Here is a 24749-nt window from a genome sequence, read left to right on the forward strand (position 1 = left end):
AGAGTAAATTGAGTGGCACGCCCTGACGTAAGGAAGGGCGTGGACCTTTCCCAAGGGGAGTGCAAGCCCGTGAACGTCCACTTCGACAGAACAAATCAGACATCGCCCAGTCACCCAGCAGTCTGGAGACGAATCGAACTTTACCCCGTCGGGACGATGATTCCTAACAGAAGAGCATCAATGAAAGAGAATCAAATGCTGGAGGGCACCTGAATCTTGCTGGAGTGTGGGATATTCCTGAATCTCAACAAAACAACGCACCACGCCCTTCCTGACGTCAGGGCGTGCTACCCGAACCGTGTCACCCGCCCGCTCACCACCGTCAACAAACACAAACCTTGCGTGCTAAAAGGACACTCTCAGCAAATATTCATTGTGTCTATTCTAGCGAAACATCCTCAACAACTTCATTTTCAAGCTTTTTATGAACACTTCTTCATTGGAGCCGAACAAAGATGTACCAGAGAGCGAAGCATTCACACCGTTGTTGCGAACATTCTCCTCCGTCGTCGACTTTATATTGCAGATCTGTATAAGTTTATTATCGTCCAGTAATTTTAATATCTCCGACGGTACTTCGATACGCGTAGCATCAGATCGAACTTCCATTTGAACGAGCCTCCGTCAATATTAGTGTACGTCCGGTCACATTAGTGGTGTACGTCCAACGAGTTCGGCTGGATAGAGCAATTGAGAACCCCTGCATGACCGATCGACTCCCAGTCACGCAGGGTGCGTCGCGACCTCAATGTTACCCACATTCCTACCGGATGATATTGCCATTTTGATAAGGTCGGAATTGTTTTTTCTGGAAATTGCTGAATTTTCCGGTGTGGCATGCTGTGTGCGGGACAGGGCCCCTCCTGTAATAGACTCCATTGAGGCGGCCGGAGGCACGCCCTGACGCAAGGAAGGGCGTGGTATGTTCTCATTGAGAATCACACATCATCTATCCCGACCCCGATATCAAGTATCCTGAAGCATTTGGTTTTACTTCCTCAATGCCCTCTTATTCAGGAATTATTCGTCCAGACTGGGTAAAGTTCGATCCGTCTCCAACCGGCCGGGCAATCCCGCATACCAACGGGCGCTAGACCATTCCCACTCTTCCGCACGTTCGGCCAAACCTCGTCGAACAGGGTTCAGTCACGTAGGGTGGGTCGCGACCTCAATGTTCCCCACATTTTTGGTTTTGCAGTTGGGAGCCGCGGAGGATGAGCAGGAGTTTTTCAAGGCCGTACCACAGGGTTTGCCAGCCAGGACGACCGTCGCACTTGCGGCCCAGGTGGCCCCCCAGACCGGCCAGGTGTTTCACGAACTGCTCGATCGTCAGGGATTTCGCGCACAGTTGCGGCGCCTGTCGGCCGGGACGCTGACGGACCTTGACGATCGTCTCCACCCACTCGGTTGGCACCACCTCCCGGGCGGGGGCATTCGGGGTCTCTTCGGACAGCGTCCGCAGCCTTAACAGCTGCACCGCCACAATCGCTAATAATCCTGTGATGCGTTCTAAACGCTCGGACGTTTCATAATAACGCTCTTCGACCCGGCAGCCGGTCTTGAGCGCCTTATGATATTCTTCAATCGCCCAGCGCTGCGAGTAATAGCCGATCACCTGCTGTGCCTGTGCGATTGATTCCACACGTTCTGAGGTCAGCAGCACCCAGCGGACCGGTTCGGCATCCACAGGGGGATCGACTTCAATCAACTCCACGACGGACATCCGCAGCGGTTCTTGAGGGGCATGCTCGCGAATCCAGGTGTTGGTCACCTGCGGTCTGGGGAGCGATAACGCGGCGAATCGCAGTTCCAGCTGAGCGGTGCGGGCAGCACGAGTGGCAGTGGCGGGAACCTCCAATGTCTGCGTTCCACGCACAGGCTGAGCATCGAGGTGCTCCTCCAGCGTGGTGAGTGCCTCTTCCTCCGTGAGGATGATCCGATTCAGACGGCAGGCCCGGATCACCCAGCCGCAGTGGTTCAAGTGGGCATAACAATAGACTTCATAGTCATCGGCACCCCGATCACACACATGCAGCCATTTGACTTCTGCCGGGGGAGCACCGACCTGATCGATGAGCTTCCCCAGACGGCCGACTCTCGATCGGCATCGCGTCTGCGGGAGTTTTTCGCTCCCTTCTTCGTGTTCCCTTTGCGGTACAGGATCTCCTGACCGGCCAGGCCAATCACCTGCTGCGTCACAGGATCGCGCAGTAACGCTGAATGCAGAAAGAAGCCGCGACCGGTGTTCTTGCCCACCAGTCCCAAGCCGCGGGCATTGCGTTTGCCGCCGTAGTTAATCTCGGTGGTGTCGTTGAGAATCAGATACGTCTCACCCGGCCCACCTGTCTGCCTGGTTCTTTCATAATGCGGCGCGGTGATCGCTGCCAAGCTGACCTCCTCGCAGTCCATCAGACGATAGAGGGCTTTGCAGTCCGACCAGGATTCAATCTGCCGGGGTGTGCTGCCATCTGGTCGAGCGAGCACCTGAGCGGCGGCCTTGATGAGCCGGTCGGTCCGTCGCTTGTCGCCCAGCTGGCATGTTGAGAACTCCATCGCTGCCCACTCCTGAGGAACCACATCCATGAGGCGGCACTCCGTGGCCTGCAGGAACAGTTCCCGCCTGCCAGTATCACCAGGCCAGCGCTGAAAACTCCGCATCCATGGAGCCTGTTGAAGGGAGGGTCCCTGTCCCATACGCCGGTCAGGTGCCTTGCAGAGCACAGGCCATGCCGAAGCACAAAACCCACTCAATCACAGCAAAAACGACGATCAGACGTTGTCAAAATGACAAACCCAACACGAAAATGTGGGGAACACTGAGGTCACGACGCCTCCTACATTTCTTCACCAGCAGTGACAACATTGCAAGAAACAAAACGTTCCAAACGTAGAGTTATTACATTTTACGCATCATTAGGAGTCATAGCCCTCTTGTGGTATTTGTTCACATACAAATTTCCACTTGTTGCCGACGTTCCCGCAGTAGCTCGAGTAATCGAGTGCAGCATAAAGTCTAAAGATCTGAACAAGGCGATCGATGCTTATATCGATCAACGAGTCAACAAAGACAGCATTCCTGTTTCCGACTTAAAAATCGAAGACTTCTCCAAATACATAAAGCAGTTCAAAGCGAGTGAAAAATACTGCTGTCATTTAAAAAATTGCGATAGTGCCCAGTTCGCAGGACTTGTATTTTCCAATGACATGTTGGAGAAGCGAGCCAAGCAAGAGGACACCGATTCTGTCTCCATCGTATTCTGCCACGATTTCAACAATCTGCATCGAGTGGGATTTTCACACCGCACGATCATTGCGACGAGCAACGGGTCTGTCTTTAGCTGCGATGTCGACAAAGCTCAATATCGAAATTGGCTCGAAAACAGGTTCATGAAGGGGGATACCGCTTTGTCTACCTTCGATATGATCTTCTCTGATTGACGCAGATTACCCCAAGAACAGAGACCGTAAAGTCACGTAGAGTAGAGCGAACGCGAGCCCCATTCCATGATGTAACCAGTTGGGGGCGACCTCTTACACAGGAGTATTCACGATGGGAACTTCTCTATCTGCGAACATTTCAGTGAGTGAGTTGACCTCACAGATCAACGAGACGAAGGCGAAGTTTTTTCATTGTGAAGGTGGCTGGCGATTCAAGTATGAGTATTCAGCGACCATCGACCGTGAAAACTGGTTCGCATTCTCCGGGCCGCTATCAGTGGAGGTCGCTCTCCTCTGGCCCAAGTACCGGCTGCACGCAACTGGAACGCAAGCTGACGACAACCGTCGCATGAACAGGGTCTCGGTTTATGATTTTGTTGAGCATCAGACTGTCGCAATCGATCAACTCGACAAGCATGTCTTTGTCAGCCCTGACCGTCACATGTTTTCCTCCGGGTTTTCAAGCTACCTGAAAATGCTTCAATGGGCTGAAGGCGACCAGAATTTTCGCCTTGGATCTTCAGCAATCGATTTCACGGTCCCTGAGTGCTTCGCACAAACTGAATACAAGAACAGGGGAGAGGAGGTCGTCGATGGAGTCAGGTGCATTCACTTGCCGTCTCCAGATGACGACATCTGGATTGCCTTTGAAAATGGCTATTTTGTGAAACGACGAGAGACTCGCTACCCCGGAACGTCCCTTCTGAAATCCAAAGTGGAAGTCGTTGAAACCAGAGCGATCCAAGGGATTGAAGTTCTACGTTTCCCGTGGATAATTCAGCTGACAGAGTTTGTCGAACCCGATCATACGACCGATGACGAGAACCGCATCTTAAGGCAATTCGAACTGAGAATGCTGAGTGCCGAAGCTGGCACTGTCTCAACTGATGAGTTTAACCTGACTTATCCCCCAGGTGCCTTAGTCGAAGACCTACTTACAGAAACGACCTATTACCAACATTAGCCTTTCCAACCAACACGCAAAACACGCTCGATAGCTGTCACGACATGCCCTGCTGAGCTCGGGCTTCTGCGGTGACGGCTTCGGCGTGTTCTTTGGGTTCAATGCGAGACCCCAGGCGGTTGGCATATGCTCTCGTCAATTCTGCTCCGAAGAGAAAAATCTGGGAGGCGTAGTAGAGCCAAACGAGAAGTGCTGCGAAGGAGCCGGCTGCGCCATAGGCTGAGGTGATTCCGGCCCGGCCCAGGTAGAGTGCAATAAGCGACTTCCCCAGTGAAAAGAGGAACGAGGTTACCACCGCTCCGAACCAGACATCCCGCCAAGCCACTTTCGCGTCAGGCAAGAACTTAAAAATTAGGGCGAACAGTACTGAGATGACAATCACATCAAACGAGAAGGTCACTAGCTGACCGATGCCGCTCGTCTTCCAGTCACCAAGCAATGGACCAACCGCAGCAAGAGCCGAGCTGACAATCAATGAAATAAGCAACAGGAAAGCGACCCCCAACACCATTGAGAATGACAGGAAACGGCTTCTCACAAATCCCCAGATCCCACCGCCGGGTTTCGCCTGAACCTCCCAGATTGTGTTCAACGCATCTTGCAATTGGCCGAACACTCCTGCTGCTCCCAGCAACAGCATCAGCACGCCCAGCACAGCGGCCAAACTCCCAGTCTGAGGCTGATTCGCATTCTCAATAATCGCCTGGATCGCCTGGCCGCCCTCTTTTCCGACGAGATGAGAAATCTGGTCAGTCACCTGACCTTGGGCCGCTTCTTTCCCAAAGATCAGTCCAGCGACTCCGATCATGATGACCAGCAACGGAGCCAGCGAGAAGATCGTGTAGTAAGCGAGCGCTGCTCCCAGTCTCGACGCTTTATCTGCCACCCAATGCTCACCGGCTTCCCTCAAAATCCTAATGAGCATTGAGAAATTCATAGGCCCTGAACCTCATTCATCGGATGCGAGACAGCGAATGGTGATGCAACTGCAAATAATTCGCAGAGATCAGCCCAACATCTCTTGTACCGCAGAATGAGACGTTCGCTATCCCCCAATCAAACGTTTTCGCCACCACCGCCCAGCAATTCACACGGGTGATAGGTCCTGAGCACCGCAGAGTGGATTCACTTCGAATACCGACTCGTCAACAACTTCAAGATGGGGGCCGAGTTTGTGTCTATCTCCCAGAACGAAGAATCGACACACGAGATCTCCAGAAAGCCTCCGTCGGGCTCACAACCAAATCCATTAACGGTTCCATCTGCCAGTTGGAAATCCAAGTTTATGAAGTTCATAAACTCTTCCTGAGACATTATCACGCCTTGAAGATTTCTGGTTCGCTCTTCGAATTCGAACACATCTCCATCAAGAGGAAATCTGCTGATAAACACAATGTCTTTTAGCGACCAATAGGCAGCAACAGGATCGCCAAGCTGACGCAAAATTTCCCGAAGCGAGATGAGAACCCCACCGTCCAGTTCTTTGATTGTAAACACACGTCCGCCTCGCATCGTAGCACTTGTGATTCATCACCTTCAGTTGTCTTCTGTATCGCATCGGTTTTAATGTAGAATCATTGTGAGCACCAACACCTGAAAACATACCAGAATTGAAGAGGATCGCGTGTCTGGAATTCCTGTCGTCGGTCGTAAAGCCCCTGCGTTCACATTGCCTGCTTCAACTGGAGGCAAGATCAAGCTCAGTGATTATGCCGGGAAGAGCAATGTCGTCCCATTGTTTTGTTTTTGTCCGTAGAATGAGGTACCATGAATTCCCTAACCCCAAGGGAAATCATGGCAAAAGCCTACTCGTACATTCGATTCTCTTCAAAACGGCAATTTTCAGGCAACTCGCTGAAACGCCAAATCGAGTCCACAAAGGAATATTGCCAGCGTGAAGGATTGATTCTCGATGAATCGCTCACCTTCCGTGATTTGGGCGTCTCAGCATTCAAAGGAAAAAATGCTGAGGAAGGACAACTGAAAAACTTCCTTGCTGCTGTTGAGCAAGGAGTGATCAGTCCTGGCGACACCTTGATTGTGGAATCTTTTGATCGACTCTCACGGCAACGAATCAATAAAGCCGCTGAACTCTTCTTGTCGATCATCAACGCTGGAATCGTACTGGTAACGCTGTCGCCAGAAGAACGATTTACAGCGGAAGATTGTGATCTTCTGTCAATCATGGCTGCTCTGATGAGCATGTCGAGAAGCCACGAAGAATCAGCAATGAAATCAATGCGAGTCTCAAAGGCATGGCGGAACAAGCATGATCAAGCAAAAGCAAATGGAACAATCACTACAGCCAAAGCCCCTACTTGGCTCATCAAAAATGAAAATTCTTTTGAAGTTGATCCTGAAAAGAAAAGAATAATAAAACGAATGTTTTCCATGTTTATTGATGGTCACACTGCTGGAGAAATTTGCAGAACATTCAACAAAGAAAACATTCCGAACATTGGAAGAAAAAAGACATGGAACATTCAGCAAGTAAAAATGATCCTAAACGGGAAGGCAGTATTAGGTGAATACCAGCCTACCATGCTTGTGGATGGCATCAGAGTCCCAAATGGTGAACCAATCCAAAACTACTATCCCAGACTCATCGACGAAGAAACATGGTTTAGGGTACAATCACTGAGAATTACCACAAAAAAAGTAAGAGGAAGAAAAACTGAATTCGTAAATTTGTTTCGTGGATTGATCAAAGATGCAAAAGATAAATCACAATGGGTAGTTGGTGATAAAGGGTTAGGAAAAGTTTATTTTTCATACGATCAAGCACAAAGTGGAAAATCAACTTATTTCCCAGTTGAATACGTTGAGGCAGCGATTCTTAAAATGACTAAGGAAATGAAAATTTCTGATCTCACCAAAGAAAAGAAGCCAGACAAGTCGGCGGCGTTGCAGTTAGCGCTGGATAGATGCAACCTCCAGATTTCCGAAGTGCAATTTGAAATAGATTCTGCCGATGGTTCTATTAAATTGCTCCTGCAACAATTGGCAAAGCTAGAATCAAAAAGGGATGCGATCCAAAAAGAACTTGATGAATGGAAAGCAACTCAGCTTGCAGGAAAACATTCATCACTGATGGAAACTCAAAATGTTTGGGAGATGCTGGAGAATGAGGACAACGAACACGATAAGCACTTATTGCGAATCAGACTAAGGGGATTGATTTCATCTCTTGTTGAAGAGATTTGGGCACTGTCTGTGCCATTTATTAAAGGCAAGAGAAATCAATTTTGCCGATTGCAGGTACATTTTAAATCTGGTGGATACCGACAGATTGACATCGTGCGAGAAATCGGCAGCAAGAGGAACAGAAATCCTAAAGTGATGTTTGCGGCAAATCGAGAAGTATTTAAAGGTGAGCCAATTCCCACGCTTGATTTAAGGCAATACGATGGGTTCTACAACGAAGGGATGTTCTGATTTATTCTGTTTTCTAGAAATCAACACGTCACTTCCACAGGAATTTCCCAGATGACACTCGAAACAGGAACCCTCATCAAATTCGGTTCCAAGGAGCACGTCAAGGCTTTGTATGTCCACGGGAAAGTCTATCTGAATACTTTGACATACTTTTGGAACACCGAGAAAAAGGACTCTGCTCGCATTGACGTGAATGATGGAGTCGACATGTATCAGCAGGGGAAACATTTTTCTGCTCGCTCGCTTGATGGGACACCAATTCACTTTCTCCGATCAGAAGGGAATTCAGACAACCGCCTCTTGATCCAGAAAAAATCAATATCTTCTGTATGTATTCTCTTCGGAAATCCACATTTCCCATCGATGAAACTCGAATTGCCGAATTCGGCGAAGCAGCACTACTACAGGTAGTTTCAAAACATCTAAATCGGTGAGTTGATTGGCGGGCAAGTTGCATGCCGTGTGTGTCAGAAGGAGACACACATGATCATTTCCCTGTCGCAGTGGCCGCCACGCCGGCGGCCCAATACGACAGGATCCAGGACGGCTCCGCCACCTTTTCTTGATGATTGCCAATGGTTTCTGATTGCAGACCTGTTCCCGCATCCTCCGGTCACCGGGGCCGGTGGACGCCCCAGAGTACTTCCTCGGGAGTGCCTGGAGGGTGTTTTATGGGTGTTGTACACGGGAGCCAGATGGAAAGATTTACCAGAACGATATCCCAGTCCTGCAACATGCTGGCGACGGCTGAAGGAGTGGACAGAGGCTGGCATCTGGCTGACAGCCTGGACACGATTGCTCCAGGAGTTGGATGAGTTCCAAGAGATCAACTGGGATGAAGCGATGGCCGATGGCACATTTGCCCCGGCAAAAAGGGGGTGACGCCGTTGGCAACACCAAGAAGGGCAAGGGAACCAAGATCATGCTGATGGTGGATGGGGAGGGAATTCCGCTTTCGGCGTTCATCACTTCGGCCAACCATGCTGAGGTGAACACCGTGGAGACCCTGGTCGACGACCGACTGTTGGAGCGAAAGCCCCAACGTCTCTTGTATGATCGTGCCGCCGATGCCGACTGGCTGAGAACCAGTCTGGCGAATCGCCAGATTGAGCTGATCTGTCCCCACCGTCGTGGAAGGAAGAAACCAGCGACACAGGATGGCCGACCGCTGCGGCGGTACTGGAAGCGATTCAAGGTGGAACGGACCATCAGCTGGCTGTTCAACTGCCGCAGGCTGACGGTTCGCTATGAATACCATGACCATCTCTTTGAAGGCTTTGTTCAACTGGGATGCCTGTTCACCATCATTAAGTGGTTTTGAAACTGCCTGTAATCACAAAACCAGAGGATTTTTTTGCCCGATTACGCTCCTCAATCAGGAATCAGAACATGAGTTGCAAGGCCAACCTCGTTGAATACGTCCCAGATGAATATCGTGGAGAGATCGGACCATTCCGCAAATTCAGCAAAAAATTTAGTTGGCAAAACGAATGGCGGATGGTCACATACAATGGCCCTGGAGGATCAATCTTTCTGAATATCGGATGCCTTCATGACATTGCCGTCATGCTACCAATAGAAGGCATGAATTACGAAATCCGAAAGATGAGATGTAGCTACCTGCCTTAAGCTACTAGCCAGCTTTCATCTCAAATCCGTTCACCAACCAAGGCTGGCATTCGTTCGCTGCGGGTCATCACGTTGAAGTAATGGGTTGATTTCTCAATCAGCATGTAGACGGTGGGAAGACGATCAGGACCGTACACAAGAATTCCTTCAATACCTTCTTTGATCTGAAACCAGACACCTTTTTCTCTTCCCAGATTGGCAGGAATGAAGACCTGAACAGGGCGAAGCCAGCCCCATTGTTCCACTTCTTCTTTCCAGCACCAGCCCCCAACTGGAAGCCTTCTGCTTCTGTTCTGATTGCCCCATCGAGCAAGAATCAATTGCCCTTCATGCCACACTGGAAGCATCGGGCAAGAGTCTGAATACACGAACTGAATTTCTCTGTCTGACCCATCAAAACGGGAAGTCATCCTTCGGTGAAGGTCGAACTTCTCAACCATCCATTCAGGGAATTCACGACAGGCAATCGAAATGCCATCACACATCAGAAACACATCTTCCCTTGAATGTCACAGATGTCATACGAATGGGATGGGTCATCGTAGATTTCAGTCAGTGCCAAAGTTTCCCCGCTGCGAAGGGCGAATCTTCCTACTGATGAATTCACCAACTGCTTCAGTTCAGAAATCTTGTCATTCCTGATTTCTTCACCAATGAACAGGTTCATTTGATGACTTGTCTGGTAAGTCAATCGGTCTGCAAGAATGTGCATTCCTGAAACTGCCTGATGATTCACTCTCCCCATCCTGAACATGTGTCTGATGACTTTCAGGATGACGGCAAACTTGGCTGTGGGAGTTGAAAACGGCATTCGTCCACCCCAACCACCGCCGTTTTGAAACTCCAATGAAAAGTGGATTCGTCCTGCAAAGACGTTGTGGTAGTTCAAAGTTTCAATCAATCGTTCGGTGTTCCTGACAGCCCAAGCCCAAATGATTTCATCATCATTGGAAGCACCTCCAATGCTTCCACCCCGTCCAATGAATTTGTGTGGCGGTCGGCTGGTCACAATCTTTTTGATGAAGTCCCCATTGAGTTCCCACCACAAGGCTTCACCTGTGATGGTCAAAATGTCCCTGATCATCAAACGGTCTGCTCTGGCAAAATCCAGACAAGTATGAATTCCCAGTGCAGCAAGTTTTTCCTGTGATTTTCTGCCGATGCCTGAGACTTCACCAATGGGTTGCTTCCCGATGAATTCAGGAATGCTTTCCTTATCGGTCAGGACACCACAGCCAAAAGGCTTGGATGAATCACTGATCAATTTGGCAAGTGTTTTGTTGAACGATAGCCCGATGCTGACTGGAACACCTATTTCATGAAGGATGCGATTCTGGAGCATCCTGATGGCTTCCAGATGGGGTTCTTTGATGTGGCTGGCATCAAAGAACATTTCATCAATCGAGTAATATTCCACAACAGGACTGACTTCCCCGATGATCTCCAAGAGTTTGCGGGAAAGAACTTCGTACCATCGAAAATCACGTTTCACGAAGATGGCATCAGGGGAGAGTTTGACGGCTTCCCAGATGGGCATTCCTGTTGTGATTCCATGCTTCTTGAGTTCATAGGATTTGGCAATCACACAAGCCCCCTGGTTGCCCAATACGCCAACTGGCTGATGAATCAGGAATGGATACCTGACCCGTTCAGCCGAAACGTAGAAGCAATCGGCATCAAGATGAGCAATGAGTGGTGGCATGATCTCGGCAGATTGACATGAACACCCGTTCACTGTCAATATGGGAACAAAAAACCTTGGTGTTAGGCCAAGGGCTTTTATCATTCTGGCAGGTCATTCATGACAGCTGTGGACGCATCCTTGATGCTTCTGAGCTTCAATGGAAGACACACCCCACGTCCGCAGGGAAACGAGCGGGTCACAAAACGGCGGTAAGCGGCGAAAGATCGTGGTTGAATTGAAGGTGAAAGCTATAGGCAGTCTGACCCTTTATCCTTGCAGACATCTGCACGTTTCAGGAATTCCCGAACCTTCTTGCTCCCAATTCCTTCCATCCGATGTAAGCCAATCATCCCGCATCTCACTTCGACAATCCTCATGACCACCCTCGACGAGATCAAAGACACGCTCTGGTTGTACTCCACGAGCGAGACTCACAGTTGGACGCTGAATCAGGCCCATGCGGAGCTTCGTGAATACGGCGATGCAGTCATTGATGGTCTGATCTGGGGGCTTCAGCAACCGGATCGCAATCTCAACATGCTCGTGCTGGGGCTGTTTGAATTCTTCCCTGATGCCAGCCGAGCGTTTTCTGCGATTCAAGCCTGCATTTCGAATGACACGGATCGTTTGGCTCGGCTGACAGCGATGAGCACGCTTCACAAGCTGGGAGATACCAGCGACGAACTGATCCGATTATTGACTCCCAGGCTCGATTCTGAAGATGTCTTCGAACGCCTTAAAGCAGCAGGGAATCTTTGGAGGATCAACCGTTCCGAAAAGGCATTGGCCATCCTCAAGGAAGGTGATCCATACGACATGGCACAAGACTATCTGGACGAAATCGAGTTTCCGATCCGTGAAGAATTGCCAGAGGATCGAGAAGCGATTCATAGACTCCATCAGAAGGCATTCGGAGGCGATGCCGAAGCGGATTTGGTGGATGCTCTACGTGATGATGGCCACTCCGAAGTCTCGATGGTCGTTACGAGCGATGAACAGGTCATCGGGCATATTCTGTTCAGCCGAGTCTCGATTGTGACGGAAAAGGGAACAGTGAATGCCTTGTCCTTGGCTCCCATGGCGATTCATCCCGACTTCCAACGAAGAGGGATCGGCACCCGGTTGCTCTATGCTGGACTCGACCGCTGTGAAAAGCTGAGGCACCGAATCGTGCTGGTCCTCGGGCATCCGGAATTCTACGGACAGTTCGCCTTCTCTGCGAAACTGGCCCAACAGATTGAATCACCTTTCGGCGGCGGAGAGGCCTGGATGGCAATGGAACTCGTGGAAAATGCCTTGAGGAATGTGGTGGGACGGGTGGAGTTCTCGCCGCCGTTTATGGCGTTGTTGTGACTTCTGAATCGACCAACATCTCTCATCAAACAATCTTCCCAGTCTTCTTCGACAGCATCCAACGCTGGTCCTTGAAGTCAAAATTGCCGCCGTTGCGAACCAGCATCACATTGACCATGCTCGACACACCCTTCAGCATCTCGGGCTGGTCGTCAAAGTAGACCAGGATACCCTTCTGTTCGATGACTTTCGCCTTGGCCTCGAAGGAATCCACCAGGATCAGTTCATCATACCTGATCCCCTGCTTTTCCAGATCGGCAATGGTCTTCTCCCGATTGTTACGGTAGGAAATCACGAAGACCTTTCCCGGCCAGCAACCCGTCAGCAGCTGAAAGAAGATCGGGCATTCATCTACACAGCCATCGAGGTCGATTCCGAGCGATGGATAAGGAATCGATGACAGACTTTGCAGAGCTGCTGCAACTTCGCTGATCTGAGCTTTTCTGTCATCAATCATCAGGTTTCCTGGTGTTTTAGTTCTTCGAGCCGTCTCCGCTGCTGCTGCTTCATCATCAGGCTAAGACTAAAACCGTCAAGAGGGGGCGGTGAGCCTGAGGAGTAGTCACCGGTTCATGTCGCCGATTGCTGCTTTGGGATAGCAGGATGTATAACGTGATTCCACAAACAGAATGAAACAGCAGGCTCATTTCCGCTTTTTGAGATATTGCTTCAAAGCAACCGCACTATTCCGTTCCTCATCACTGGCAGCGTAGACGAAGGTGACCGTCCCTTCGGTAGTACGATATTTGAGCAATGTGAGTAGGTCGCCTTTCTCACTCAGTTCCGCCCGGTAGCGTTTGCGGAACTCGTCCCATCGTTCTTGATCGTGATGGAACCATGTCCGAAGTTCCTTGCTGGGAGCCAGGTCTTTCAGCCAGAGATCGATTGCAGCCTTGGCCTTGCTCACACCTCGTGGCCAGAGACGTTCCACCAGGATTCGCAGGCCATCCTGTTTCGAATGTTCTTCGTAGACACGCTTGAGCTGGATCATGTCTGGTCCCCCTTAAGAAGCGATCCCTTCCAACACACTTTTCAGCGTCAGCAGATCGGCTTCCACCATGCTGGCATCATTGGTGAATTGCTCGTCAGACATGCTGGGAAGCTGAAACAGTGTGAACATCACTTCGCATCCCTCACCATTGGCAACGACTCGCATGGGATTCAGAATCGACTGACCATCCGGCAACGTCACCGTGTGATCTAGGACTCCAAACTCATGGCTGGTTTCAACAACAAGTCAAAGACTTCCTGTGACCGGAACATCAGGAAACAAACATTAAACCACACCATCTCGCCACGAGCCGTTTCTACGAATCGGCGACTCTCAGATCGGAGGTGGCGAGGACCGATCAGCACCGCTGCGGGTGCTTCAAGTGACAATTCGATGCTTTTGACATCATCCTTGATCCGATCCACGGTTTCGCCCAAATGTTCGTCATGACTTTCTCGCCGCAAATCCCGAAATAAGAGGAGTGCCAGCAGGACGAATATGATGGTGAACAGAACCTCGTCATCGACGACGTGCAGGAGATGCAGCACAATGGCGATGATGGCGGCAGTGATTCCAGCGATGACATCCCAGTCGATGCGAAGCAGCCGCTTCATGTCGTCGCCTCACCGCTCTTGGCAACAATGGTGAGCAGGAAGGAAGAATTTGCGATTGCCTCAAGAGAGTGGGGTTCACCTGCCGCCAGATACAGCATGTCCCCCGCACGAAGGTTCTTCGGCGTTCCCATTGTTGTGAATGTGATGTCGCCTTCCAGACATTGCACGATGATCTCACCGTGTGCCTTATGTTCCGAGATGACTTTTCCTGCCGGGAGGACCATGCGAATCACTTCGACGTGTGGTGTCTTGATGAGCGTTTTGGTGATGGACGCCGCCAATTGGTCTGCCATTGGCCGCACGTCAATCACGTCGCCCGGTTGTGCGTGGGGAATTGCCATAAGTGCCTCTACTTTTCTAGTGGGGTGATGGACTGGCGGCTTGAATTCCGCCATTGATAACTTCCTGAAGTTTCGACAGCATGTTTTTCTTTGAAATCTCCTTCTCCCGACAGGCAAATTCCAGCGATTTCCCACCACACGAGTCGTCGATCCCCAAATCCTGAAAAACGACCAGCGTTTCAGCGTGATCGATGATCCAATCGGGCACGGACGTTTCTAGCGAGCATTCCGTCATGAGAGTTCTTCTTTCTTGAACGAGTGTCCGGTCTTCAGACCTGCGACGAACAGGACAAGGGCGACAGCGCCGAGGAAGAACACCGTGTCTCCCGGCACTCGCATCCACCGCAAAATCTGCATCAGATCGGTCTGCATAAACTCGCTGCTGCGAGCGTACCAATAGCTGTGTTCGACGGATGCCTGCGTTTGCAGCAGGCCGACTGGCAACAGGCTGAGAATGCACATCGCCATCAGGCCGCCGTTCAACGCCCAGAACGAGAACCGCAGCAGGCCATCCTTCCACTCTCTGCCGGGGACCAGCACTCGCAGGCAAATGAGCATCAGGCCGATGCCCAGCATCCCGTACACCCCGAACAAGGCGGCATGACCGTGTAGTGGAGTCGTGTTGAGACCTTGCATGTAGTACAGGGCAATCGGCGGGTTAATCATGAAGCCGAACAGGCCCGCTCCGATCATGTTCCAGAAGGCGACCGATACGAAGAAATAGATCGGCCATTTATACCTTTGAACCCACGGCGACGTTCGGGATCGTCGCAAGTCTTCGGTGGCATCAAACCCGACCAACACGAGCGGCACGACTTCCAACGCACTAAACACCGATCCCCAAACCAGTGCGACGGTCGGCGTTCCTGAGAAGTAGAGATGGTGGCAGGTGCCGATGATGCCGCCTGAAAGAAAGATCGTAGCCGACAACAACGCCGCTGCGGCGGCGATGCCGGGTCGGATAAGGTTGAGTCGCATGAAGATGAACGCAATGACCGTCGTGGCGAACACTTCGAAAAACCCTTCCACCCACAGGTGAACCACCCACCATCGCCAGTATTCGACCATCGACAAGTGTGTGTGCTGTCCCCATGTCAGCCCCGCTCCGTAGAACAGTGCGATGGCTCCCGTGGCGACCGCCAGCAGAGCAACCAATTGCTTTGTCTCGCCTGTTTTCCGTAAGGCGGGAAGCAGCACTCGGATCATGAGAAATAGCCACAGCAGTAGCCCGACCATCAAGGCGATTTGCCAGACCCGCCCCAGATCGACGTACTCGTATCCTTGGTGTCCGAGATAAAACGAGACTGTATCGGTCATCTTGTTCTGGATGCTCAGCCATTCGCCCGTGAGCGAACCGACCACGACCAGCAGCAACGCTCCAAACAACACGTTGACGCCGAGTCGTTGTCCTTTGGGTTCTTCGCCGCTAACGAGAGGGCCAATGAACAGCCCGGCTGCCAACCAAGCCGTGGCGATCCAGAACAGCCCCATCTGAACATGCCATGTTCGAGTGACGCTGTAGGGCAACCAGTCGGAGAGCGGAAAGCCATAGAAGCCATCACCTTCCACACCGTAATGGGCCGTTACGACGCCGAGAAGCATCTGCACGAGGATTAAGGCTGAGACAACCCAGAAGTATTTGATCGTCGCCTTTTGAGACGGCGTGGCCTCCCACAGTGCCAGCGGATCGGTTTCTGGTGGCGCTGGTTCCTGTTCTTCATTTCGCTTCGAGGCGTACCACCACGCCATCGCCGAGATGCCCGCCAACAGCATGATGATGCTCACGCCGGTCCAGACGATTGTGTCGCCGGTGGGCCGGTTGCCAATCAACGGTTCATGAGGCCAGTTGTTGGTGTAGGTGCTGATGTCATTGGGACGATCCGTCGAAGCGGCCCACGCCGTCCAGAAGAAGAACGCCGACAACTTGCGGAGCCGTTCCGGGTCGGAGACCGCCCCCGCAGGAATGGCGTAGTCGGCATTTCCTTCCGAGAAGACTTCGGTGTAGTGAGCAAGATTGGACTCGAAAGCTTTGACTCGAACGGGATCAACCGTGACCGTGCCGGTCGATGAATCATAGGTGTTCGTGTGCAGCAATTTCGTCAGGCGAGCAATGAGTTGGGCCTGCTGCTCGTTGTCGAGCTTCTCGAATTCGCTTCCGTACTCCGTAGCCGACCAGCGGTTGAGAATGAAGATCGCTTCCCGGTGCAACCAGTCCGCTGTCCAGTCGGGAGCGACATAGCTGCCGTGCCCCCAGATGGAACCAACTTCCATGCCTCCCATCGACTGCCACACGTTCTGTCCGGCAGTGATTTCTCCATTGCCGATGAGTGTTTGGCCCTCCGTCGTCACCACTTTATCGGGAATCGGCGGCATCTCCTGATAAATGCGAGTGCCAATCCACCCAAGAACTAGAAATGAGAAGACCATCACGGCCCCGAACGCCATCCACAATCGATTCATGTGTTCCTCACGTTGTTGCTGGTGAGTCGCCAGCACTGTTATTTCTCTGTGGTTCATCCAGTCCAAACCAGATCGGACACTCTTCGACCGCATCATGCTTTTTACACTGACTGACGACTTTCTTCAGCGACCGCTTTATTTTATGAAGTGTCCGAATCTTGTCGTCGATGTCGCTGATCTTCCGTTCGGCTCGCTGCCGCACATGGACGCACTTCGTATTCACATCGAACCACAGCCCGAGCAGTTCCTTGATCTCAGCGAGCGTGAAGCCCAGTTCCTTGGCATTGCGGATGAACTGCAAGCGAGACACCACCGACTCGTCATATTGACGATAGCCCGAAGCCCGACGATCTGGTTCTGCCAACAGACCTTGCCGTTCGTAGTACCGAATCGTCTCGATCCCAACTTCTGACCGTTTCGCAACTTCACCGATTTTCAAGGCACTCACAGGTGACGCTCCTTGTTCTGGAGGTACATTCTAAACTCCGTACCATACTACAGAGTCAAGTGCCGATAAGCGAAGTTATTCAGCATCAACTTGAGACTACTCTGACTTTCAATCGACAATGTTTTCTGCCGACTCCATCGGCAGTAATCGCAAAAGGGCAGTCCATGAAGCCGATCACGTTCACCTGCCAAGCCACGCTTCCTCAACTTCCCGAAGAAATCGCTCGCCAGATTCTCGATCTGAGCAAATGGCCCGAGTTCGACGGCTACAGCCCGTTGCCGGGGATCAAAGTGGCCGAGTTCAAGGCGAAGACCGCCGAAGTCGTGGGAACAAGAATCCGGGTGACGAACAGGGATGGCTCAACTCACGTCGAAGAGGTCGTCGAGTGGGAACCGACTGGACTTTCCCAAGAATGATTTGAATGATCGCTGGCAACGGTGCGACATGTTCAGCGAGACCACCTCTCTCAGCAAAGGCAAACAAGATGACCTTGGCATTGTCATCGTCCGCCAGAATGACGCTTTGCTTTCCTGATTCAGGCAGCAAAAGCTCATCGACAAGTTGGCGGATTTGGTAATTGCTGGTTGTCATCTCGATTCATCCTTCAATGCTGCGGAACCCTGATTTCAATCCCGTATTGAGGAGCGACTTCGAGGAGTTTCTGGATTTCCTCCCGAGTCGGTGGTGAAGCCAATTCGACATCATCGGCAAGCGGATGCCCCACTTCGAGGAACATTTGCTCCAATCCAGCAGGAGCAACAGAGATCAGCATTCTGGCAATCTGGTCGCTCTCATTCTTGAAGCAATGCAGGCTTCTGACAGGCATGTTGAGAAACGTCCCTGCACCGGCCACGATCCGTTCCTCTCCCAGTTGGAACGTGATTTCTCCTTCGAGTACCAGGAATGATTCCTCTTCTCGAGTGTGAATATGCGGAGGAGGACCGCCTCCCGGAGGGACAAGAGCATCAAACGTGGCGTATTTGCCGTTGGTTTCTTTACCAGTGGCCAGGAATCGGTACGTGTCGCCGACAATCCCGATTCTTGGACCTTCTCCTGGTCTGCGGATGGTGGCTGGGTGAGTCATGGTTATACCCATCAGTCCTTTCCAAGACTGTCATAACAATCCAGTAACTTGCGTCCCACATCCGGAGGAACGCCGAGCACCGTCCAATCTTCGATTCCCGATGAAATGGAGATGAGAGCGGCAAGCAGTTTCTTCTCTTCTTCCTCAGGCAGCAATCCATCGTTGAGGTATTGCTCGTGGTAGGCAAGCCAAGCGGCAGTGATGCTGCACCAGACAGCAACCTCATCAGCGGGGTCTCTATCCCGCATGAAGCCAATTTCAAATTGTTCCAATGACTGGCTGACATATGGACCGATTACGTCGTAGACCGCCTGAATCTGCTCAAGCAACTCTGGAGACAATGATTCGTGGCGAATGGGGCCAGGCCGCAGTTTTTTTGGGTCAATTGGCTCAGGATCAGTCATGGTTTTACCGTACCTTCCATGCAACCAGTCTTTCTCAGACTCTCAACGTGGTTGCCTCCGATGAATAGGAGAAGCAATTCTTTGTCTTTTGAGAGCGGAAACGAGGTGCAATCCACAATGACGACCTAAAACCTCTCGCCGATTCCGTCTCACTCTATTTCAGCATTCAATAGTGCTGCTCGCCTTTGCTTACGGAACTCGATGATCTCAGACCAACTTTGAGTCTTGCATTTCATCAAATCAGCGATGACCTTGCTCAGATATCCTTGAAGTTTCAGAAACAACATCGCTCTCTCCCGTTTGTTCGGAAGTATGTCTTCAAGGAATTGACCGTGATGAACAAGCAGTGTTCGCAGCCCCTTCTGTTCTCCGGTCACGGCATCCTTGAGATCGGAATACTGTTTGAATTCCTCAAGAAGTGATTCGTATTGAATGGGGCTTCCTGCAAGATGGGCGGCAATGTCTTTCTTCGATTGTTTGAATTGCTGATAACTGAACGGTGTCGCAAGGAATTCAATCAGGGTCATCAGCCGTAAGTATTTGGCGGTATTCGTATTCGCATTCATTGCATCCGAATACAGGTAAAGTGCGTGCTGCACGATGCCCCCCACTTCTCCATCTGTGGGCACCGGTAAGGACTCGATGTCCATGCACTGACCGGCCTGGAGTTCAAGTCCCAGCCCTTTTGACACAACAGAATGCAGGACTGCTTCTCCCGCAATCAGCTCACTTGTTCCAGAATTACCATCGAAAAGTACGCCGCAACAGAAAGCTCCTGAGTCTGCCCATGTTCCCACGACTCCGGGGAGCGTTTCTGGAAGATCGAATCGACAAAAATGAAAGCGGATATGGTCCAGTGCTCGTTCAGCTTCTTGAGAGAGTGAGGCAAGTAGAGCCACGTCGTCTTGGTGATCAGTGCGTGTCTTCTTGTAACACATCGACTCCGGTTGGAAGGCAATCATCGCATTTTCGGCGAAAAGCCCTTCACATGGAGGTGCTGCCATCGAAGAGCAAATCTGTCGAAGCGATTCGCCATGCATCAATGCAATATTGGTATCAATCTCGAAATCATCGATTTCAGGTCCCTTGGCAATATTCAGTTCAGCGACATTAATGGTTCCCGCAGGAAACAAAAGAAATCGGCCAATCCTGAAGCGAGTTTCTAACTCCAATCGAGAAACGGGCAAAACGACGAACGCTTCTTTTCCCTGTACATCGTCACGGAACTCATCGACAAGGTTGATCATTTCTTGAACGCCGCTGAATATCGTTGCAGAGGAGTGTTCTTCCAATTGCCTATACGTTTTCCTGTCGTGCCATTGAGAGAGCAGTCAAACGGCATGATCTTGGGCAGAGAATAGCTGACGCCACCGTACAATTGTCAGTCGATCCATTTCTGCGAGTGCCATCGCTGTTGCACCAATTCGATTGACGATCAATTCCTCGAACTGCTTCTTCGTCTCATTCAAATATTGAGTTGGTGATTTGCTTGAGTCCGATGTGAAAACTTGTTGTTTCAGGAATTCATAGACGCCATCCGACAAGATTGCCAGAGGCGGCAATCCTTCAGAAAAATGCTCGTTACAAGCCGACAGTACCGTTGGCAATTTCTTGTCTACATATTCATTGAGATAATCCAGGTCGTTGGATTCCAGCACATAGAGTGCATTTCGCATTTCATCCAACATGCACTCTGCCACCCATTGCAAGGTTCCTTCCAAAGGCCTCTCATCTCGTAGCCCAAGCTCCTGGAGGAACAGCAGAAGGCTATTCTCAATCCGACTTTTCACAACATAGGCTTCGGAGCGTTCAAGAATATGCACTGGCCGATCACTCCTGGCGAGTAATTCTTCACGAAGTGATTCCAGTGCGGAAAGTGTTGCCGCAGTGGTGAGCCGCTTTTCAGATTGCGATTGTGCATCAGCACTCCGCCTCATCTCTTCTTTGGTTTCACGAAGCTCCTGACGTTGAAGCTGCAATTCTTCACGCTGCATCCACAAGGTCACAATCACGCCAGCGAATGCCAACCCTGAGAAAATGGTGTTCATGAAGCCAAAACTGTCACCAAAGGAATTGGCATCCCCAGGCAATCCATACCACCACAACGGGAAGCAGCCAAGAGCGAAAACCGTAAAGACCACAAGTCCGGCAAGAACGAGTGCACGTTGAACGCCATCTCTTTCCAAGAAAGATGCACTATTCGATTTTTCCGAATCTGACATTCGGCTTCCTTTGTCGCCATGCTCTTTGAAATATGATTATCTATGTGCAGTTATAGACTTTCGCCAGCCTTCAGTACTCTTAACGGCAATTCCAAATTCGAGCTGCCTGCTTCCGCCCCAAAACACGCACAGATCGAGTTCCCATTTCTGAACCAGAACAACGGTTCGGCCAGGATGATTCCCTGTTCGTTGGTCAACGGTTCCTGACGAATATCAAACCGTTTCCAGAGATCAACCAGCCATCTGCAGTGTTCGTGCCCGATCTGGTCCAGAATGTCATTCAGGTCGTCTTGAATACTGGTCGTCGTCTCAACTGTCGGTGTGGAATTCAATGTTGTCAGGCAATCTGAAACCGTCTCCATCAGTTGGCGAGAGGCAGGCTGTCCTTGGGATGTTCCATAGATGGCCAGCAGTGATCGGGCACGAGTCATGGCCACATACAGATTGTTGGCCAGAATCTGTCCCTCGCCGGTGACGTACTGATCCACTCCCGGAATCATGATGACTTCCGCTTCATAGCCCTTGAACGAATGGGAGGTCGTCACCACCAGCGTGTTTTCCTGGCGTTCAAACGAACGGTTGGTTTGGACGGACAACTCCACCCCGATTTCTTTCAACTTCGGTCCAAGTTGAGATTCCAGTTGCTGAACAACCGATTTGCCGTTGTAGATCAGGCAGATGTCCGTTGGTGAAATCCCCTCCTTCTGGATCAGATGCTTCAAATGACCGGTAATCGCATCGATCTCATCGGACCGTTGGTCGAACTCATGAAAGATTGGCTTGGGGCCATCGGTCTGATTGAATCGCACCCGCAGCCACTCTTCGCCGTTCCGTTCACTCTTTTCGATCAGTCCCATCCCCAGGAGTTCGTTCTGATCCTGTCGTTGATCGGCGGGTGTCAGTCGGTGCAGCACATTGACGGCAAGTTCGGTAATCGGAATCGTCGAACGAAAGCTCTCCTTCATGATGGTGGACCGACCACGCATATCGAGGCCGAACTCTGACCATTTGGGAGTCTTTCGACCGTAGATGTTCTGAGCGTTGTCATAGAAAATGTGAGCCGAGCGGCTGTTGGGATCGTCGGCATCGGTCTGCTCGACGATGGACAGCAACAGTTTGAGGGTAGACGGCCCCATATCTTGAGCTTCGTCGATGAACAACGCCGAGCAACTCGGAAGGAGTTTCGCCGCATCCTGTCGATTCAGAAATTCTTCTGCTGCCCGGTCGTAGTCAAACTCGAAGTCATTCATGGAGAGCGATGCACTGGGAAGTATCCCCTTCAGGACATCTTTCACATGCAGGAGAGCGACTTTGCCCCAAGGAAACTCTGGCTTATCGAACAGTTCTCCTTCAAAGAGACCATCCCAGGCAGAGACCACTGATTCCTGTAACAATTTGTGCAAGGATCGATTGGCATAGACAGCCCAGATGCGGACGTTTTTGATTCCTTCCATCCGCTTGACCGTCTTGGCCAGCCAGTTGCAGAGGACAATCGATTTCCCGCTTCCCGCAACGCCACGGACCAGGCGAGGTTTTCCGTCCAGATTCAGATTGGTGAGCCGCTGTTGTTCCTGTGAAAGAACCGGCTTCATGTCCTTTCGCTGGGCAATCTGTTCTCCCATGCCTCCCTTGGGAGCGTCTGTCTCCGGCGTCTTTGATCGCCGCCGAAATCCTTTGGATCGTTTGATTTTTTCCCAGCGAAGCTGACCATCCACTTCCACCAAAATGCTGGGCGTCAAATGGCGAAGCAGGGGCTTGAGATAGGGTTCATCCATCTCGTTTCGGCTGGCGAGAACAATGACCGCCTCTCGTGCTCGACTCAAAGCAACGTTGACGAGTCGTTGCCATTCTTCGATGGGCCAATTGGAACTTCCGGAATTCACGGTATCGAAGATGACGATGTCCGCTTCTGATCCCTGCTGGCTGTGAACCGTGGACGACTCCCAGCTTGTTAATCCCCAGCCAGCCAGTAGTTTGGCGACCTTCTGAGCCTGTGCCTTGTAGGGCGAGATGAACAGTCCTTTGGATTGCCGAATGTCGGAATCCGAAAAGAGCTTTTCGAGGACTGTCGGCGTGATTGATCTCACCCAACTCTTGTTTCCTGGTCCTCGCTCCGCTCGAATCGAAGCAAGATCATCCGCCTCTTCATCCAACACGTACCAGATGGCTCTGGAATAGTCCGCCAGCCAGGGAGTCAGGGGTGATAGTCTCTGCTGGGTCTCTGCCGCTGTTTTGAGAAATCCACCGTACTGATACTCGGAGACCACCTGGCAGACATCAGGATGCATCCGGCGTTGTTCGGAAAGAACATGGACCGCCTTCGGTGTGTCGTCGAGTTCATCGAGATGGCTTAAACCACTGCTGGCCAGCCAGGTCTCGTGACGTGTCGGCAGAATGCGAGAGATACGGCTGATCGGTGCCAACTGCTTCGAATCACCGACGAGAACGACTCGACGAGCTGCCAGATAGGACAAGGCTGCAATGGCGGTCCGTGAAATCAGGCCTGCTTCGTCGATGAAGATGGTGGTGAAGGGAGCATCTCCTTCCTCCACCATCTTCGTGACCAGCCCCTCTTTCAGAAAACTCATCGCTTTGAACGCTGTCGTGGTGACTACTCGCACTTCCGGATCAACGAACAGACGTTTGCTTTGATCACTTCCTCCCGCACGAATCTCCTTGATCTGTTTCCGTGCCAGAGCTTTTTCTTCCCAGGTCTCGAACAGACGAAGGTGCCCGGCAATGCCGTCGATCTGATGCAGCATCTCCGACTCTGTTCCTCGCAGCATCATTTCCAGGCCACTGCTGGTAAACGATTGAAGTGATGCCCCTTTGCCAATCCGGAGTAACTTTCCTTCGTCCAAGTCAGATGATGATCGGCTGCGAGCGGCGTTCCCGATGGAGAGGGCTGCCGCATCCGTCGCTCGGTTCGTTGTCGAAACGACCAGAATCCGTTCGCTGGGATCATCAAGGACGGCGGCGATCTGCTGACCTGTCGTCCACGTTTTGCCGGTCCCTGGTGGTCCCCACAAGATGTTCCAAGAATGCTGCCACCAGTCTTGCATGCGAGGCAGGCCCACTTGACGTGGGTTTGCTACGAGAGGGTGAATTCCGCCTTCGGTCGCTGCCAATCGATTCGGGAGGTCGTAGCGGATTGTTTCGAACGCAGAGTCATTGAAAACCGCATCCAGCACTGCCAGGAACTCAAAAGGACGCACGAAGAACGATCCGGTGGTCGGCATTGCCTCAGGGTTATCGAGACTGATGAACAGACAACCATTCCGTTCATCGACTTCAAGAACTTCTCCTTCCCAGACAATCTCCTCCTCATAAGCGGCGTTCTTATAGGAGAAATCAGAAAAGCGGAAATCGTCGTCGAGTGATCTCGGACGAAACGCAACGGCACCTTCCCAGGTCCAATCAAACTCCACCGAGCTACCGACATGAACCACATAAACGGTGCCCCGATCCCGTTCCGCAAAAATGCTCACTTTGCGGCAGCGTAGACGTTTCCATTGAGAACAGTCCCGATATTCCTGCCGGACAGCCGTGGCGGCATCCTTGAGTTTCTGGTCTTCTGAAAGAGGCAAACCGAGGTCGGCAGAGAAACGGGCGGGTTTGAACTCGGCTACGAATGACGAATCGTTATCGTTCCCATCATCGCCGAACTCGTCGTCCATAACTC

The 24749-nt window shown here is 51.3% G+C and carries 26 protein-coding genes; 8 read left to right on the top strand and 18 right to left on the bottom strand.

The window, feature by feature from the left end; translation table 11 throughout:
- Positions 1 to 1168: 1168 nt before the first annotated feature.
- Both SH527x_RS14105 and SH527x_RS14110 read right to left on the bottom strand, forming a co-directional pair.
- Positions 1169 to 2029, bottom strand: coding sequence for an IS4 family transposase (locus SH527x_RS14105; protein ID WP_437191314.1), 861 nt, complete (start codon positions 2027 to 2029; stop codon positions 1169 to 1171).
- Positions 1978 to 2694 (bottom strand): IS4/Tn5 family transposase DNA-binding protein, encoded by a 717-nt coding sequence (locus SH527x_RS14110; protein WP_437191315.1) that lies wholly within the window; start codon positions 2692 to 2694, stop codon positions 1978 to 1980. Before SH527x_RS14110 ends, SH527x_RS14105 begins: the two co-directional genes overlap by 52 nt.
- 237 nt (positions 2695 to 2931) lie before the next feature.
- Here SH527x_RS14110 and SH527x_RS14115 point away from each other — a divergent pair, with 237 nt between their 5' ends.
- Both SH527x_RS14115 and SH527x_RS14120 read left to right on the top strand, forming a co-directional pair.
- Positions 2932 to 3438, top strand: a complete 507-nt coding sequence (locus SH527x_RS14115) for a hypothetical protein (protein ID WP_437191316.1) — start codon at positions 2932 to 2934, stop codon at positions 3436 to 3438.
- Between the two features lie 112 nt (positions 3439 to 3550).
- Positions 3551 to 4402 carry a hypothetical protein gene (locus SH527x_RS14120; protein WP_437191317.1) on the top strand — a complete coding sequence of 284 codons (852 nt, stop codon included), beginning with the start codon at positions 3551 to 3553 and terminating at the stop codon, positions 4400 to 4402.
- A 37-nt stretch (positions 4403 to 4439) separates the two neighbouring features.
- Here the strand turns inward: SH527x_RS14120 and SH527x_RS14125 are convergent, their stop codons facing one another.
- Positions 4440 to 5327: a YihY/virulence factor BrkB family protein gene (locus tag SH527x_RS14125; RefSeq protein WP_437191318.1), complete on the bottom strand. Its 888-nt coding sequence runs from the start codon at positions 5325 to 5327 to the stop codon at positions 4440 to 4442.
- A 699-nt stretch (positions 5328 to 6026) separates the two neighbouring features.
- Between SH527x_RS14125 and SH527x_RS14130 the strand changes: the two genes are divergently transcribed.
- From SH527x_RS14130 to SH527x_RS14145, 4 genes are all read left to right on the top strand, one after another.
- The gene (locus SH527x_RS14130; protein ID WP_437191319.1) at positions 6027 to 6158 is read left to right on the top strand and encodes a hypothetical protein; all 132 of its coding nucleotides are present in this window, start codon (positions 6027 to 6029) and stop codon (positions 6156 to 6158) included.
- 11 nt (positions 6159 to 6169) lie between these two features.
- On the top strand, positions 6170 to 7837 hold the full coding sequence (locus SH527x_RS14135; protein WP_437191320.1) for a recombinase family protein: 1668 nt from the start codon (positions 6170 to 6172) through the stop codon (positions 7835 to 7837).
- A 483-nt stretch (positions 7838 to 8320) separates the two neighbouring features.
- Positions 8321 to 8719, top strand: a complete 399-nt coding sequence (locus tag SH527x_RS14140; protein ID WP_437191321.1) for a transposase — start codon at positions 8321 to 8323, stop codon at positions 8717 to 8719.
- A complete protein-coding gene (locus SH527x_RS14145) occupies positions 8688 to 9158 on the top strand; it encodes a transposase (RefSeq protein ID WP_437191322.1) in 471 nt (156 codons plus the stop codon). Before SH527x_RS14140 ends, SH527x_RS14145 begins: the two co-directional genes overlap by 32 nt.
- Before the next feature lie 328 nt (positions 9159 to 9486).
- Here the strand turns inward: SH527x_RS14145 and SH527x_RS14150 are convergent, their stop codons facing one another.
- Both SH527x_RS14150 and SH527x_RS14155 read right to left on the bottom strand, forming a co-directional pair.
- Positions 9487 to 9834 (bottom strand): hypothetical protein, encoded by a 348-nt coding sequence (locus SH527x_RS14150; protein ID WP_437191323.1) that lies wholly within the window; start codon positions 9832 to 9834, stop codon positions 9487 to 9489.
- Between the two features lie 116 nt (positions 9835 to 9950).
- Positions 9951 to 11168: a DNA polymerase Y family protein gene (locus tag SH527x_RS14155; protein WP_437191324.1), complete on the bottom strand. Its 1218-nt coding sequence runs from the start codon at positions 11166 to 11168 to the stop codon at positions 9951 to 9953.
- Between the two features lie 357 nt (positions 11169 to 11525).
- Here SH527x_RS14155 and SH527x_RS14160 point away from each other — a divergent pair, with 357 nt between their 5' ends.
- Positions 11526 to 12503, top strand: a complete 978-nt coding sequence (locus tag SH527x_RS14160) for a GNAT family N-acetyltransferase (protein ID WP_437191325.1) — start codon at positions 11526 to 11528, stop codon at positions 12501 to 12503.
- Between the two features lie 25 nt (positions 12504 to 12528).
- On the opposite strand, the gene SH527x_RS14165 is transcribed toward SH527x_RS14160, so the two are convergent.
- From SH527x_RS14165 to SH527x_RS14200, 8 genes are all read right to left on the bottom strand, one after another.
- On the bottom strand, positions 12529 to 12960 hold the full coding sequence (locus tag SH527x_RS14165) for a hypothetical protein (protein WP_437191326.1): 432 nt from the start codon (positions 12958 to 12960) through the stop codon (positions 12529 to 12531).
- Positions 12961 to 13146: 186 nt separating this feature from the next.
- Complete coding sequence (locus tag SH527x_RS14170; protein ID WP_437191327.1) at positions 13147 to 13494, bottom strand: DUF488 domain-containing protein; 348 nt, start codon at positions 13492 to 13494, stop codon at positions 13147 to 13149.
- Between the two features lie 12 nt (positions 13495 to 13506).
- Complete coding sequence (locus tag SH527x_RS14175) at positions 13507 to 13695, bottom strand: hypothetical protein (RefSeq protein ID WP_437191328.1); 189 nt, start codon at positions 13693 to 13695, stop codon at positions 13507 to 13509.
- Positions 13696 to 13703: 8 nt separating this feature from the next.
- Positions 13704 to 14108, bottom strand: coding sequence for a hypothetical protein (locus SH527x_RS14180; RefSeq protein WP_437191329.1), 405 nt, complete (start codon positions 14106 to 14108; stop codon positions 13704 to 13706).
- Positions 14105 to 14449, bottom strand: coding sequence for a cupin domain-containing protein (locus tag SH527x_RS14185; protein WP_437191330.1), 345 nt, complete (start codon positions 14447 to 14449; stop codon positions 14105 to 14107). The genes SH527x_RS14180 and SH527x_RS14185 overlap by 4 nt, the downstream gene beginning before the upstream one ends.
- A gap of 16 nt (positions 14450 to 14465) precedes the next feature.
- On the bottom strand, positions 14466 to 14657 hold the full coding sequence (locus SH527x_RS14190) for a hypothetical protein (protein ID WP_437191331.1): 192 nt from the start codon (positions 14655 to 14657) through the stop codon (positions 14466 to 14468).
- 23 nt (positions 14658 to 14680) lie between these two features.
- Complete coding sequence (locus SH527x_RS14195) at positions 14681 to 16909, bottom strand: nitric-oxide reductase large subunit (protein ID WP_437191332.1); 2229 nt, start codon at positions 16907 to 16909, stop codon at positions 14681 to 14683.
- Between the two features lie 7 nt (positions 16910 to 16916).
- On the bottom strand, positions 16917 to 17357 hold the full coding sequence (locus tag SH527x_RS14200; RefSeq protein ID WP_437191333.1) for a MerR family transcriptional regulator: 441 nt from the start codon (positions 17355 to 17357) through the stop codon (positions 16917 to 16919).
- A gap of 164 nt (positions 17358 to 17521) precedes the next feature.
- Between SH527x_RS14200 and SH527x_RS14205 the strand changes: the two genes are divergently transcribed.
- A complete protein-coding gene (locus tag SH527x_RS14205) occupies positions 17522 to 17773 on the top strand; it encodes a hypothetical protein (protein WP_437191334.1) in 252 nt (83 codons plus the stop codon).
- 188 nt (positions 17774 to 17961) lie between these two features.
- Here SH527x_RS14205 and SH527x_RS14210 read toward each other — a convergent pair whose 3' ends face one another.
- From SH527x_RS14210 to SH527x_RS14230, 5 genes are all read right to left on the bottom strand, one after another.
- Positions 17962 to 18441: a cupin domain-containing protein gene (locus tag SH527x_RS14210; protein WP_437191335.1), complete on the bottom strand. Its 480-nt coding sequence runs from the start codon at positions 18439 to 18441 to the stop codon at positions 17962 to 17964.
- Between the two features lie 11 nt (positions 18442 to 18452).
- Positions 18453 to 18845: a hypothetical protein gene (locus SH527x_RS14215; protein WP_437191336.1), complete on the bottom strand. Its 393-nt coding sequence runs from the start codon at positions 18843 to 18845 to the stop codon at positions 18453 to 18455.
- A 149-nt stretch (positions 18846 to 18994) separates the two neighbouring features.
- A complete protein-coding gene (locus tag SH527x_RS14220; RefSeq protein WP_437191337.1) occupies positions 18995 to 20092 on the bottom strand; it encodes a hypothetical protein in 1098 nt (365 codons plus the stop codon).
- A gap of 84 nt (positions 20093 to 20176) precedes the next feature.
- Complete coding sequence (locus SH527x_RS14225; protein ID WP_437191338.1) at positions 20177 to 21067, bottom strand: hypothetical protein; 891 nt, start codon at positions 21065 to 21067, stop codon at positions 20177 to 20179.
- Positions 21068 to 21117: 50 nt separating this feature from the next.
- Positions 21118 to 24744: an AAA domain-containing protein gene (locus tag SH527x_RS14230; RefSeq protein WP_437191339.1), complete on the bottom strand. Its 3627-nt coding sequence runs from the start codon at positions 24742 to 24744 to the stop codon at positions 21118 to 21120.
- Positions 24745 to 24749 lie beyond the last annotated feature (5 nt).

Source organism: Planctomicrobium limosum (genome assembly GCF_051465645.1).
Lineage (GTDB): Bacteria > Planctomycetota > Planctomycetia > Planctomycetales > Planctomycetaceae > Planctomicrobium.

Coding starts and splice junctions, on each gene's coding strand:
- SH527x_RS14230 (WP_437191339.1), bottom strand. CDS start 24,744: ATGGACGACGAGTTCGGCGATGATGGGAACGATAACGATTCGTCATTC.
- SH527x_RS14125 (WP_437191318.1), bottom strand. CDS start 5,327: ATGCTCATTAGGATTTTGAGGGAAGCCGGTGAGCATTGGGTGGCAGAT.
- SH527x_RS14195 (WP_437191332.1), bottom strand. CDS start 16,909: ATGAATCGATTGTGGATGGCGTTCGGGGCCGTGATGGTCTTCTCATTT.
- SH527x_RS14220 (WP_437191337.1), bottom strand. CDS start 20,092: ATGATCAACCTTGTCGATGAGTTCCGTGACGATGTACAGGGAAAAGAA.
- SH527x_RS14160 (WP_437191325.1), top strand. CDS start 11,526: ATGACCACCCTCGACGAGATCAAAGACACGCTCTGGTTGTACTCCACG.
- SH527x_RS14165 (WP_437191326.1), bottom strand. CDS start 12,960: ATGATTGATGACAGAAAAGCTCAGATCAGCGAAGTTGCAGCAGCTCTG.
- SH527x_RS14215 (WP_437191336.1), bottom strand. CDS start 18,845: ATGACTGATCCTGAGCCAATTGACCCAAAAAAACTGCGGCCTGGCCCC.
- SH527x_RS14140 (WP_437191321.1), top strand. CDS start 8,321: ATGATCATTTCCCTGTCGCAGTGGCCGCCACGCCGGCGGCCCAATACG.
- SH527x_RS14135 (WP_437191320.1), top strand. CDS start 6,170: ATGAATTCCCTAACCCCAAGGGAAATCATGGCAAAAGCCTACTCGTAC.
- SH527x_RS14145 (WP_437191322.1), top strand. CDS start 8,688: ATGGCACATTTGCCCCGGCAAAAAGGGGGTGACGCCGTTGGCAACACC.
- SH527x_RS14170 (WP_437191327.1), bottom strand. CDS start 13,494: ATGATCCAGCTCAAGCGTGTCTACGAAGAACATTCGAAACAGGATGGC.
- SH527x_RS14210 (WP_437191335.1), bottom strand. CDS start 18,441: ATGACTCACCCAGCCACCATCCGCAGACCAGGAGAAGGTCCAAGAATC.
- SH527x_RS14155 (WP_437191324.1), bottom strand. CDS start 11,168: ATGCCACCACTCATTGCTCATCTTGATGCCGATTGCTTCTACGTTTCG.
- SH527x_RS14120 (WP_437191317.1), top strand. CDS start 3,551: ATGGGAACTTCTCTATCTGCGAACATTTCAGTGAGTGAGTTGACCTCA.
- SH527x_RS14185 (WP_437191330.1), bottom strand. CDS start 14,449: ATGGCAATTCCCCACGCACAACCGGGCGACGTGATTGACGTGCGGCCA.
- SH527x_RS14205 (WP_437191334.1), top strand. CDS start 17,522: ATGAAGCCGATCACGTTCACCTGCCAAGCCACGCTTCCTCAACTTCCC.
- SH527x_RS14225 (WP_437191338.1), bottom strand. CDS start 21,067: ATGTCAGATTCGGAAAAATCGAATAGTGCATCTTTCTTGGAAAGAGAT.
- SH527x_RS14110 (WP_437191315.1), bottom strand. CDS start 2,694: ATGGGACAGGGACCCTCCCTTCAACAGGCTCCATGGATGCGGAGTTTT.
- SH527x_RS14180 (WP_437191329.1), bottom strand. CDS start 14,108: ATGAAGCGGCTGCTTCGCATCGACTGGGATGTCATCGCTGGAATCACT.